The organism is Streptomyces sp. NPDC055749, assembly GCF_053617235.1.
The window spans coordinates 42,784-54,927 of sequence record NZ_JBSHFH010000051.1; the positions used below are offsets into that span (position 1 = coordinate 42,784).

Consider the following 12,144-nt stretch of genomic DNA (forward strand, 5'->3'; position numbering starts at 1 on the left):
GTGAGTACGACCGCAGCGACGGGTTTCTGCCGCGTCACTGTCGTGGCGCCCGACAGCCGGATCGACGTCGCCCTTCCGGAAGACATCGCCGTGGCCGACGTCTACCCGGAGATCCTGCGCCTGACGGGCCAGACCCAGGCCGCAGGCACACCCACCGGCTATCACCTCGTACGCCGCGACGGAACCGTCCTCGACGGCGCCCGCACACTCGCGGCCCAGCAGGTACTCGACGGCGAACTCCTCAGCCTGCGCCCCTTCGCCCAGTCGCTGCCGCCCGCCGTCTTCGACGACGTCTCGGACGCCGTCGCCTCGGCCGTCACCCGCGACCGCCAACTGTGGAACGACGAGCTGCTGCGCGGCGCAGGCCTGGTCGGCGGCGTCCTCCTCCTCGTGCTCATGGGCTTCGTGCTCTGGTTCGCGGACCCGGTCCGCCACGACATGCACAGCCTGCCCGGCATCATCGCCGGCTCCGCCGGCCTGTTGCTGACCGCCTTCGCCGGCGTACGCGCCCGGGTCTACGGAGACCGCGCCACCGCCGTCGCCCTCGGCCTCGGCGCACTCCCGCTCGTCCTCATCGCGGGCTCCGGCATCATCGGCCCGGACGCCGGACAGGGACCCGGCCGCCTGCAGTTCCTGCTCGGCTGCGTCGCCGTCCTGGTCGCGTCCGTCGCCCTGGTCGCCCTGACACCCAGCGGGGACGCGCCGTTCGTCGCGGCCACCTTCCTCGCCACCGTCGGCACCCTCGCCACCTTCCTCGCGATCCTCACCGAGGCATCCGCCACGCAGACCGCGGCCGTCTGCGCCCCCGTGGCCCTCGGCGTCGTCGCCTTCCTGCCCGGACTCTCGGCCCGCTTCGCCCGGCTGCCCATCGGATACGCCTCCCCGCGCACCACGCCGGCCGGCTACGACGACAGCTTCGCCGACGCGAACGGCGGCCCCGAGGCCGACGGCGAACCCGTCGACGCCGAACGCATCGCGGCCCAGGCCCGCCGCGGCCACGAGATGCTCCTCGGCCTGGTCGGCGGCTGCGCCGCCGTGGCCGTCGGATCGGCCGCCGTGCTCGGCTTCAGCGACAACATCTGGGGCCAGATCCTCGCCCTCGCGGGCGGCCTCGCGATGCTGCTGCGCGCCCGCCTCTTCCGCTACACCTCGCAGGTGGCCTGCGTCCTCGTCGCGGGAATCGGCGCGATCGCCCTGCTGGTCCTCGGCCTCTCGCTCAACCCGCCGACCGACCTGCTGTACGAACTCGTCCGGTACGGCGACCGCGGCTCCCTCGACATCCGTACGATCTGGCTCTCCGCGGCGGTCGCGGCCGGTGCGGCCCTGCTCACCGCGATCGGCCTGATCATTCCCCGCAAGGGCCTCTCGCCCTTCTGGGGCCGCCTCCTCGACCTCACCGAGAGCGCCCTGCTCCTCTCGCTCGTCCCGCTCTGCCTGGCCGTCCTGGACATCTTCAGCCGCGCCCGCGCGATGACCAGCTAGGGCGGGCCGAAGCCCTCCGGAACGGCTGGTACTCTGACTGGTGGCCGTTTGTGTACGCGTTCCCGGTTCGTTCTGGGGGCTGCGCTCATCGGACCTTCGCTCCCGAGTCACACAAGCTCCCCTGAGAACAAGACCAGGGGCACTCGTGGGCGCTTCGAACACCAGAGGAGTACCGCGTGCCGCTCGACGCCGTTACGAAGAAGCAGATCATGACCGAGTTCGCGCAGAAGGAGGGCGACACCGGTTCCCCCGAGGTTCAGGTTGCGATGCTCTCCCGCCGGATCTCGGACCTGACGGAGCACCTCAAGCTCCACAAGCACGACCACCACTCCCGTCGTGGTCTGCTGATCCTGGTCGGCCAGCGCCGCCGCCTTCTGCAGTACCTCGCCAAGAAGGACATCCAGCGCTTCCGTGCGCTCGTCGACCGCCTCGGCATCCGCCGTGGCGCGGCCGGCGGCGCCAAGTAAGGCAGCTGTGAGAGGGAGCGGTTCCCACTTCTAGGGGGCCGCTCCCTTTGCTGTACGTGCGGGACCGGGGTCAAGCTCAGTAACCTGGACGTACAACACCAGAACGAGGAGGAGCGCCCTCCAGCCTCCGCCGGTCCTCGGTAGTGGCCCCCGGGACAACGCCCGGGTGCTTCGATCGAAGACCGGCCCGCACACAAGGAGCGCTTCTCCGTACCGTCCCCCCGCCACACGGGCGGAAGGACGAAAGACGACGAGTATGGAGAAATATCTAGTGGAGAACGAGACCCACTACGCCGAGGCCGTTATCGACAACGGAACCTTCGGCACCCGCACCATCCGCTTCGAGACGGGCCGCCTCGCCAAGCAGGCCGCCGGCTCCGCCGTCGCGTACCTGGACGACGACACCATGGTGCTGTCGGCCACCACCGCCTCCAAGAGGCCCAAGGACCAGCTCGACTTCTTCCCCCTCACGGTGGACGTCGAGGAGCGGCAGTACGCGGCCGGCAAGATCCCCGGCTCCTTCTTCCGCCGGGAGGGCCGGCCCTCCGAGGACGCGATCCTCACCTGCCGCCTGATCGACCGCCCGCTGCGCCCCTCCTTCAAGAAGGGCCTGCGCAACGAGATCCAGATCGTCGAGACGATCATGGCGCTCAACCCCGACCACCTGTACGACGTGGTCGCGATCAACGCCGCCTCCTGCTCCACGATCCTGGCGGGCCTGCCCTTCTCCGGCCCCATCGGCGCCACCCGCGTCGCCCTGATCAAGGGCCAGTGGGTCGCGTTCCCGACGCACACCGAGCTCGAGGACGCCGTCTTCGACATGGTCGTCGCGGGCCGCGTCCTCGAGGACGGCGACGTCGCGATCATGATGGTCGAGGCCGAGGCCACCGAGAAGACCATCCAGCTCGTCCAGGACGGCGCCGAGGCTCCCACCGAGGAGATCGTCGCCGCAGGTCTGGAAGCCGCGAAGCCCTTCATCAAGGGTCTCTGCAAGGCCCAGTCCGACCTGGCCGCGAAGGCTGCCAAGCCCACCGGCGAGTTCCCGGTCTTCCTCGACTACCAGGACGACGTCCTGGAGGCGCTCACCAAGGCCGTCCGCACCGAGCTCGCCAAGGCGCTCACCATCGCCGGCAAGCAGGAGCGAGAGGCGGAGCTGGACCGCATCAAGGAGATCGCGGGCGAGAAGCTCCTCCCGGCCTTCGAGGGCCGCGAGAAGGAGATCTCGGGTGCCTACCGCGCGCTGACCAAGAAGCTGGTCCGCGAGCGCGTCATCAAGGACAAGGTCCGCATCGACGGCCGCGGCGTCACGGACATCCGTACGCTGGCCGCCGAGGTCGAGGCCATCCCGCGCGTGCACGGCTCGGCGCTGTTCGAGCGTGGCGAGACCCAGATCCTGGGCGTCACCACCCTCAACATGCTCCGTATGGAGCAGCAGCTGGACACCCTTTCCCCGGTGACCCGCAAGCGCTACATGCACAACTACAACTTCCCGCCGTACTCCGTCGGTGAGACCGGCCGCGTGGGCTCGCCCAAGCGCCGCGAGATCGGCCACGGAGCGCTCGCCGAGCGCGCCATCGTGCCGGTGCTGCCCTCGCGCGAGGACTTCCCGTACGCGATCCGCCAGGTCTCCGAGGCGCTGGGCTCCAACGGCTCGACGTCCATGGGCTCGGTCTGCGCCTCCACCATGTCCCTGCTGAACGCCGGTGTGCCCCTCAAGGCCGCCGTCGCCGGTATCGCCATGGGCCTGATCTCGGAGGAGATCGACGGCAAGACGCACTACGTCGCCCTCACCGACATCCTCGGTGCGGAGGACGCCTTCGGCGACATGGACTTCAAGGTCGCCGGTACGAAGACCTTCGTGACCGCGCTCCAGCTCGACACCAAGCTCGACGGCATCCCCGCCTCGGTCCTGGCCGCCGCGCTGAAGCAGGCCCGTGACGCGCGTCTGCACATCCTGGACGTCATGAACGAGGCCATCGACGTTCCGGACGAGATGTCCCCGAACGCCCCGCGGATCATCACGGTCAAGATCCCGGTGGACAAGATCGGTGAGGTCATCGGCCCCAAGGGCAAGATGATCAACCAGATCCAGGAGGACACCGGCGCCGACATCACGATCGAGGACGACGGCACCATCTACATCGGTGCCCAGCAGGGCTCGCAGGCCGAGGCCGCGCGCGCCACGATCAACGCGATCGCCAACCCGACCATGCCGGAGGTCGGCGAGCGTTACCTGGGTACGGTCGTCAAGACCACCACCTTCGGTGCGTTCGTCTCCCTCATGCCCGGCAAGGACGGCCTGCTGCACATCTCGCAGATCCGCAAGCTCGCCGGTGGCAAGCGCGTGGAGAACGTCGAGGACGTGCTCGCGGTCGGCTCCAAGGTCCAGGTCGAGATCGCGGAGATCGACTCCCGCGGCAAGCTCTCCCTCATCCCCGTGATCGAGGGCGAAGAGGCCGACGAGAAGGACGACGCTGCCAAGTGACGTCCCGTAGTTCCGTGACGACGGCCCGCACCTCCTCGGAGGCGCGGGCCGTCGCCCGTACCCAAACGCTTCTCAAGGGCAGCAACGGCATCGGCACGGTCCGCCGTACGACCCTCCCCGGCGGTCTCCGGATCGTCACCGAGTCGCTGCCCTCCGTACGCTCCGCCACCTTCGGCATCTGGGCCAACGTCGGATCACGCGACGAGACGCCCGCGCTGAACGGCGCGACGCACTACCTCGAACACCTCCTCTTCAAGGGCACCGCCACGCGCAGCGCCCTCGACATCTCGTCCGCGATCGACGCGGTCGGCGGCGAGATGAACGCCTTCACGGCGAAGGAGTACACCTGCTACTACGCGCGGGTCCTCGACACGGACCTGCCGCTGGCCATCGACGTCGTCTGCGACATGCTGACCGGCTCCCTGATCGCCTCCGAGGACGTCGACGCCGAGCGCGGCGTCATCCTCGAAGAGATCGCGATGACCGAGGACGACCCGGGCGACTGCGTGCACGACCTGTTCGCGCACACGATGCTCGGCGACACCCCGCTCGGCCGCCCGGTCCTGGGCACGGTCGACACGGTCAACGGGCTGAACCGCGGCCAGATCGCGCGCTTCTACAAGAAGCACTACGACCCCACGCGCCTGGTCGTCGCCGCAGCGGGCAACATCGACCACGCCACGGTCGTACGCCAGGTCCGCAAGGCCTTCGAGCGCGCCGGCGCCCTGTCCCGTACCGACGCCGTTCCGATGGCGCCGCGCGAGGGCTCCCGCACCCTGCGCACCGCGGGCCGCGTGGAACACCTGAACCGCAAGACGGAGCAGGCCCACGTGGTCCTCGGCATGCCGGGCCTGGCCCGCACCGACGAGCGCCGCTGGGCGCTCGGCGTCCTGAACACGGCGCTCGGCGGAGGCATGTCCTCCCGCCTCTTCCAGGAGGTACGGGAGAAGCGCGGCCTGGCCTACAGCGTGTACTCGTACACCTCGGGCTTCGCCGACTGCGGGCTCTTCGGTGTGTACGCGGGCTGCCGGCCGAGCCAGGTCCACGACGTCCTCAAGATCTGCCGCGACGAGCTCGACCGCGTCGCGACCGACGGGCTCGACGACGAGGAGATCGGCCGTGCCATCGGCCAGCTCTCCGGCTCCACCGTCCTCGGCCTTGAGGACACCGGCGCGTTGATGAACCGCATCGGCAAGAGTGAGCTGTGCTGGGGCGAGCAGATGTCGGTCGACGACATGCTGGCGCGGATCGCGGCGGTCACGCCGGACGACGTCCGCGCGGTGGCGGGCGATGTCCTCGGACACCGTCCTTCGCTCTCCGTCATCGGCCCGCTCAAGGACAAGCAGGCGGACCGCCTGCAAGAAGCGGTCTCCTAACCCTCCTCGTAAGGAAGCAGAGCACATGAGCAAGCTGCGCGTGGCCGTTCTCGGCGCCAAAGGACGAATCGGGTCCGAGGCGGTACGAGCCGTCGAGGCCGCCGACGACATGGAGCTGGTGGCCGCACTCGGCCGCGGCGACAAGCTGGAGACCCTCGCGGACACCGGCGCCCAGGTCGTCGTCGAGCTCACCACCCCCGCATCGGTGATGGGCAACCTCGACTTCTGTATCCGGCACGGCATCCACGCGGTCGTGGGCACGACCGGCTGGACCGACGAACGGCTCGCGCAGCTCAACACCTGGCTCGACGGCTCGCCGGAGACCGGGGTGCTCATCGCGCCGAACTTCTCCATCGGCGCAGTGCTCACGATGAAGTTCGCGGAGCGGGCGGCCCGCTACTTCGAATCCGTCGAGGTCATCGAGCTGCACCACCCCCACAAGGTCGACGCCCCCTCCGGGACCGCCACCCGCACCGCCCAGCTCATCGGGGCGGCCCGCGAGAGGGCCGGCATGGCAGCTCAGCCGGACGGCACCACCACGGCCCTGGACGGAGCCCGCGGCGCGAACGTCGACGGTGTCCCGGTCCACTCCATCCGGCTCCAGGGCCTCCTGGCCCACCAGGAGGTCCTCCTCGGCGGCGAGGGCGAGACCCTCACCATCCGCCACGACTCGCTGCACCACAGCAGCTTCATGCCGGGCATCCTGCTCGGTACGCGCCGTGTGGTGACCACTCCCGGCCTCACGTTCGGCCTGGAACACTTCCTCGACCTGAACTGACTGAGCCGACACCCATGCGCGCAAAGATCACTTACGTTGTCACCGCTGCCGTCCTGGTCTTCTACTTCGCCCTGGTCGGCAGCCGTGGCCTCCTGCTCATACGCCACGGCACGCTGCTCACGGTCACCTTCGGTGTCGCGGTGCTGATCCTGCCGGTGATCGGCGTCTGGTTCCTCTGGAAGAACACCCAGTTCGTCCGCAGGGCCAACGCCCTGGCCGCCGAACTGGAGGCCAAGGGAGAACTGCCGGTCGACGAACTGGTCCGTACCCCGTCCGGCCGCATCGACCGGGACTCCGCCGACGCCGTGTTCGCCCGCCGCCGCGAGGAGACGGAGGACACCCCCGACGACTGGCGGTGCTGGTTCCGTCTGGCGGTCGCCTACCAGGACGCCAGGGACACCCCGAGGGCCCGCAAGGCCATGCAACGCGCCATCGCCCTGCACAAGGCCGACCCGTCCGGCGCTTGAGGGCGAACCCTCAGCCGGACGGGCCCCCGGCCTAACCTCGCCGGTACTCGTCGCCCCACGCCTCGATGGAGTCCGTGGCCCGCTCGAACGCCTCACCACGCGCCAGGAAATCCGCGTTGTGGTCCGTGACCAGCGGCGGCAACGTTTCTCCACCCTGTCGCACGACGATCAGCGCCTGTCCCTGAACGGTGCGCGGCAGCCCGAGCCACTTCACCGGCTGCTGAACCGTACGCACCGCGGCGGCCCGGTCCCACGGCACCGTGGTCGTGCGGAAGAAGCCCACCCGCCGCACCCCGTGCCGGCTGACCCAGGCACCGACCCGCAGCAGCCGCAAGGCGCTGAGGATCACCACCGCGGCGAGCACGAGGCACACGGTGGCCCCGGAGAGCCCTCCGGCCACGGCGGTGATCATCCCCGCGAGCAGGACGAACGAGGCGAGAAGCAACAAGGTGGCCGCCGCCGCGACCCGCCACGGCCCGGGGCGGTAGGGCCGCCGCCAGCTGTCGTGGTCGTCGAACGGCAGCGCGATGTCCTCTGCGCCCGCGTCGAATGCGCGGTCGGCCGTCAGAAAGGGCAGGGGCACGACTGATCCTCACTCACAAGCACGCTCGATTGCTGTGCCCGGTGAGGCTACCGAGGACGCCACCGACCCGACCACCCCAGGGGGTCCGTACGAGTCAGCGGCCCTGAGAGGCCTCGGAATTCTGGCCGTGCGACGGGCTCCGGTCGGTATCGAGTGCCGGAACGCCGAAGAGAAGCGATCCGGCCAGCCCGGCGACCACGGTGAGCCCCACGAGGTAGCGGCCGGCCAGCTGCGAGACGCTGGCCCGCTCACGGGGCGGGGGAGTGACATTGCTGCGGAACCGGTCGGCCTCGGCAACGAACGAGAACGGGACGGATTCACGCCGGCGGAACATGAGGAAGCTCTCCTTGAACTATGGGGCGGGTGCTGCTAATGAGTCAGACGCACGGCGAGCCCGATCGGTGCCCCGAATCGCCGAATCATTCGAAGAATTCCTGCGTACGGCTGCTGCGCGGCGGCCCCCGTCGCGGCCCGTAGAGTGGACGCCGCCCGAGCGCAGCAATTGGAAGGACCCCCGCCGGTGAGCGAGACCCCCGAGCCCACGAAGCTCAGCTTCCGCAGCGATGTAACCGTTGACCTGGTGAAACACGCGGCAGGTGACTCCGACGTACTCTTCGCGGCCCGTGTCTCCACGGCTGGTGAGCAGTCCCTCGAAGAGGTCACCAAGGACCCTGAGCGCTCCAAGGGGCTCATCAACTACCTCATGCGGGACCGCCACGGCAGCCCCTTCGAGCACAACTCGATGACCTTCTTCATCAGCGCCCCGATCTTCGTGTTCCGCGAGTTCATGCGACACCGCGTGGGCTGGTCGTACAACGAGGAATCGGGCCGCTACAGGGAGCTGGAACCGGTCTTCTACGTCCCCGGCGAGTCCCGCAAGCTCATCCAGCAGGGCCGCCCCGGCAAGTACGAGTTCGTCGAGGGCACCCAGGAGCAGCACGAGCTCACCAGCCGCGCCATGGAGGACTCCTACCGCCAGGCATACGAGGCGTACCAGGAGATGCTGGCCGCGGGCGTGGCCCGCGAGGTCGCCCGTGCGGTGCTGCCCGTTGGCTTGTTCTCGTCCATGTACGCCACGTGCAACGCCCGCTCGCTGATGCACTTCCTCGGCCTGCGCACCCAGCACGAGCTGGCGAAGGTCCCGTCCTTCCCGCAGCGCGAGATCGAGATGGTGGGGGAGCGGATGGAAGCGCACTGGGCGCAGCTCATGCCGCTCACTCATGCGGCCTTCAACAAAAATGGACGGGTCGCCCCGTAAGCGGTGTCCGTATTGCGACGTTTCGTGAAGTTCATCTAGGCTGATCAAACGGACCCGGCACTGCTTGAACCCCCGAGCAGGCAGTGCCGGGCTCCACTTCCTCGTCCCCCCGAGGGGACACGGCGCTCCGAGCAACGAGTAGCGTGTTACCCATGGCTCCGATCTCCACTCCGCAGACCCCCTTCGGGCGGGTCCTCACCGCTATGGTCACGCCCTTCACGGCGGACGGCGCACTCGACCTCGACGGCGCCCAGCGGCTCGCCGCCCATCTGGTGGACGCAGGCAACGACGGCCTCGTCATCAACGGCACCACCGGTGAGTCCCCGACCACCAGCGACGCGGAGAAAGACCAGCTCGTACGGGCTGTACTCGAAGCAGTCGGAGACCGGGCACACGTCGTCGCCGGCATCGGCACCAACGACACCCGGCACAGCATCGAACTGGCCCGTACCGCGGAACGCTCCGGCGCCCACGGCCTCCTCGCCGTCACGCCGTACTACAACAAGCCGCCGCAGGAAGGCCTCCTGCGCCACTTCACCGCCATCGCGGACTCCACCGGTCTCCCCGTGATGCTGTACGACATTCCGGGCCGCAGCGGTGTGCCGATCGACACAGAGACGCTCGTACGCCTCGCGGAGCACCCCCGGATCGTCGCCAACAAGGACGCCAAGGGAGACCTGGGCCGGGCCAGCTGGGCCATCGCCCAGTCCGGACTCGCCTGGTACTCGGGCGACGACATGCTCAACCTCCCGCTGCTCTCGGTCGGCGCCATCGGTTTCGTCTCGGTGGTCGGCCACGTCGTCACCCCCGACCTGCGGGCGCTCATCGAGGCCCACCTCGGCGGCGACGTCCAGAAGGCCACGGAGATCCACCAGAAGCTGCTCCCGGTCTTCACCGGGATGTTCCGCACCCAGGGCGTGATCACCACCAAGGCCGCGCTCACCCTCCAGGGCCTGCCGGCCGGTCCGCTGCGCCTCCCCCTGGTGGAACTCACCACCCAGGAGACGGCGCAGCTCAAGATCGATCTGGCCGCCGGTGGGGTAGAGCTGTAACCACAGACTTCACAACTGAATAGCGAGGAACACTCGCGAGAGCACCATCCCCAGACAACAGCAAGTGCACGAATGACATGCGCGCCACGTGCCCTCAGCGGTACGTGGCGTGCGTGGTAAGGAGAGTCTTTTGAGTCATCCGCATCCCGAACTCGGTACCCCGCCGAAGCTCCCGAAGGGCGGCCTGCGCGTAACCCCGCTCGGCGGCCTGGGGGAAATCGGCCGCAATATGACGGTCTTCGAGTACGGCGGACGCCTGCTCATCGTCGACTGCGGTGTCCTCTTCCCTGAAGAGGAGCAGCCGGGAATCGACCTGATCCTGCCGGACTTCACCATCCTCCGGGACCGTCTGGACGACATCGAGGGCATCGTCCTCACGCACGGACACGAGGACCACATCGGTGGCGTCCCGTTCCTGCTGCGCCTGAAGCCGGACATCCCGCTCATCGGTTCCAAGCTGACCCTCGCACTGATCGAGGCGAAGCTCCAGGAGCACCGGATCCGCCCGTACACCCTTGAGGTCACCGAGGGTCAGCGCGAGCGCATCGGTGTGTTCGACTGCGAGTTCATCGCGGTCAACCACTCCATCCCGGACGCCCTCGCGGTCGCCATCCGCACCCCCGCGGGCATGGTCGTCTGCACCGGCGACTTCAAGATGGACCAGCTCCCGCTGGACGGCCGCCTCACCGACCTGCACGCCTTCGCGAGGCTGAGCGAGGAAGGCATCGACCTTCTCCTCTCGGACTCGACGAACGCCGAGGTCCCGGGCTTCGTACCGCCCGAGCGGGACATCTCCAACGTCCTGCGCACGGTCTTCGCGAATGCCCAGAAGCGGATCATCGTGGCGAGCTTCGCCAGCCACGTGCACCGCATCCAGCAGATCCTGGACGCCGCTCACGAGTACGGCCGCAGGGTCGCCTTCGTCGGCCGCTCCATGGTCCGCAACATGGGCATCGCCCGTGACCTCGGCTACCTCAAGGTCCCCGCGGGCCTCGTCGTGGACGTGAAGACCCTCGACGACCTGCCGGACGACGAGGTCGTACTGGTCTGCACGGGGTCCCAGGGCGAGCCGATGGCGGCCCTGTCCCGCATGGCCAACCGCGACCACCAGATCCGCATCGTCCCGGGCGACACGGTCATCCTGGCGTCGTCGCTCATCCCGGGCAACGAGAACGCGGTCTACCGCGTGATCAACGGTCTGACCCGCTGGGGCGCCAACGTCGTCCACAAGGGCAATGCCAAGGTCCACGTCTCGGGCCACGCCTCGGCCGGCGAGCTTCTGTACTTCTACAACATCTGCAAGCCGAAGAACCTGATGCCGGTCCACGGCGAATGGCGCCACCTCAGGGCCAACGCCGAACTGGGCGCTCTCACCGGCGTACCCAAGGACCACATCGTCATCGCGGAGGACGGCGTCGTCGTCGACCTCATCGACGGCAAGGCCAAGATCGTCGGCAAGGTCCAGGCGGGATACGTGTACGTCGACGGCCTCTCGGTCGGCGACGTCACCGAGACCTCCCTCAAGGACCGCCGCATCCTCGGCGACGAGGGCATCATCTCCGTCTTCATCGTCGTCGACAGCTCGTCCGGCAAGATCGTGGGCGGCCCCCACATCCAGGCCCGGGGCTCCGGCATCGACGACGCGGCGTTCAGCGCCGTCGTCCCGAAGGTGCAGGACGCCCTCAACAAGTCGGCGCAGGACGGCGTCATGGAGCCGCACCAGCTCCAGCAGCTGGTCCGCCGCACGGTGGGCAAGTGGGTCTCCGACACCTACCGCCGGCGCCCGATGATCCTTCCGGTCGTGGTCGAGGTCTGACCCCGACCAGGGCCAACACGGAGCGGGGCGCCTCGATTTGCATCGGGGCGCCCCGCTCCAGTACGTTTACGGCTCCGCCTGACCGGGAAGCACCTCGCGCACTCGTGCGCAGGGAGCACCCGAAGCAGGGCGGGAATTCCGACTCAGAATCTCTGATAAAGTCGGATCCGCCGAAAGGCAAAGGCCCTCCAACAGGCCGCCGGAATCAAATTCGGACCGGAAACGGAACGGAAATGAAGCTGGTAAGGTTGGAACCGCCGGAAAGGGAAACGCGAAAGCGAAGAACTGGAAAGCAAATCCCAACTTCGACTGGGAATCGGACACGAAAGAGTCTGATAGAGTCGGAAACGCAAGAACGAAGGGAAGCGCCCGGAGGGCCC

At 68.5% G+C, this 12,144-nt stretch carries 11 protein-coding genes; 9 read left to right on the plus strand and 2 right to left on the minus strand.

Going from position 1 to position 12,144, the window contains the following annotated elements:
- The 6 genes from eccD to ACWGO0_RS29765 all read left to right on the plus strand — a co-directional run bounded on the left by eccD (position 1) and on the right by ACWGO0_RS29765 (position 7,055).
- Positions 1 to 1,482: a type VII secretion integral membrane protein EccD gene (gene eccD, locus ACWGO0_RS29740; RefSeq protein WP_453541760.1), complete on the plus strand. Its 1,482-nt coding sequence runs from the start codon at positions 1 to 3 to the stop codon at positions 1,480 to 1,482.
- Between the two features lie 176 nt (positions 1,483 to 1,658).
- On the plus strand, positions 1,659 to 1,949 hold the full coding sequence (gene rpsO, locus ACWGO0_RS29745) for a 30S ribosomal protein S15 (protein ID WP_185298166.1): 291 nt from the start codon (positions 1,659 to 1,661) through the stop codon (positions 1,947 to 1,949).
- A 271-nt stretch (positions 1,950 to 2,220) separates the two neighbouring features.
- On the plus strand, positions 2,221 to 4,434 hold the full coding sequence (locus tag ACWGO0_RS29750) for a polyribonucleotide nucleotidyltransferase (RefSeq protein WP_453541763.1): 2,214 nt from the start codon (positions 2,221 to 2,223) through the stop codon (positions 4,432 to 4,434).
- The gene (locus ACWGO0_RS29755) at positions 4,431 to 5,810 is read left to right on the plus strand and encodes a M16 family metallopeptidase (RefSeq protein WP_453541766.1); all 1,380 of its coding nucleotides are present in this window, start codon (positions 4,431 to 4,433) and stop codon (positions 5,808 to 5,810) included. The genes ACWGO0_RS29750 and ACWGO0_RS29755 overlap by 4 nt, the downstream gene beginning before the upstream one ends.
- Positions 5,811 to 5,835: 25 nt before the next feature.
- Positions 5,836 to 6,588 carry a 4-hydroxy-tetrahydrodipicolinate reductase gene (dapB, locus tag ACWGO0_RS29760; RefSeq protein WP_453541768.1) on the plus strand — a complete coding sequence of 251 codons (753 nt, stop codon included), beginning with the start codon at positions 5,836 to 5,838 and terminating at the stop codon, positions 6,586 to 6,588.
- 14 nt (positions 6,589 to 6,602) lie between these two features.
- A complete protein-coding gene (locus ACWGO0_RS29765) occupies positions 6,603 to 7,055 on the plus strand; it encodes a hypothetical protein (RefSeq protein WP_453541771.1) in 453 nt (150 codons plus the stop codon).
- Positions 7,056 to 7,086: 31 nt separating this feature from the next.
- On the opposite strand, the gene ACWGO0_RS29770 is transcribed toward ACWGO0_RS29765, so the two are convergent.
- Positions 7,087 to 7,638 carry a hypothetical protein gene (locus ACWGO0_RS29770; RefSeq protein WP_453541773.1) on the minus strand — a complete coding sequence of 184 codons (552 nt, stop codon included), beginning with the start codon at positions 7,636 to 7,638 and terminating at the stop codon, positions 7,087 to 7,089.
- 94 nt (positions 7,639 to 7,732) lie between these two features.
- Positions 7,733 to 7,972: a hypothetical protein gene (locus ACWGO0_RS29775; protein ID WP_453541775.1), complete on the minus strand. Its 240-nt coding sequence runs from the start codon at positions 7,970 to 7,972 to the stop codon at positions 7,733 to 7,735.
- A gap of 186 nt (positions 7,973 to 8,158) precedes the next feature.
- On the opposite strand from ACWGO0_RS29775, the gene thyX reads away from it, so the two are divergent.
- The 3 genes from thyX (at position 8,159) to ACWGO0_RS29790 (ending at position 11,764) form a co-directional block, all read left to right on the plus strand.
- The gene (thyX, locus tag ACWGO0_RS29780; protein ID WP_453541778.1) at positions 8,159 to 8,896 is read left to right on the plus strand and encodes an FAD-dependent thymidylate synthase; all 738 of its coding nucleotides are present in this window, start codon (positions 8,159 to 8,161) and stop codon (positions 8,894 to 8,896) included.
- Between the two features lie 152 nt (positions 8,897 to 9,048).
- Entirely contained in the window at positions 9,049 to 9,948 is a 900-nt protein-coding gene (dapA, locus tag ACWGO0_RS29785; RefSeq protein ID WP_453541780.1) for a 4-hydroxy-tetrahydrodipicolinate synthase, read from the plus strand.
- A 130-nt stretch (positions 9,949 to 10,078) separates the two neighbouring features.
- Positions 10,079 to 11,764, plus strand: a complete 1,686-nt coding sequence (locus ACWGO0_RS29790; protein WP_453541782.1) for a ribonuclease J — start codon at positions 10,079 to 10,081, stop codon at positions 11,762 to 11,764.
- The last annotated feature ends 380 nt before the right edge of the window (positions 11,765 to 12,144 follow it).

Coding starts and splice junctions, on each gene's coding strand:
- dapB (WP_453541768.1), top strand. CDS start 5,836: ATGAGCAAGCTGCGCGTGGCCGTTCTCGGCGCCAAAGGACGAATCGGG.
- ACWGO0_RS29765 (WP_453541771.1), top strand. CDS start 6,603: ATGCGCGCAAAGATCACTTACGTTGTCACCGCTGCCGTCCTGGTCTTC.
- ACWGO0_RS29775 (WP_453541775.1), bottom strand. CDS start 7,972: ATGTTCCGCCGGCGTGAATCCGTCCCGTTCTCGTTCGTTGCCGAGGCC.
- dapA (WP_453541780.1), top strand. CDS start 9,049: ATGGCTCCGATCTCCACTCCGCAGACCCCCTTCGGGCGGGTCCTCACC.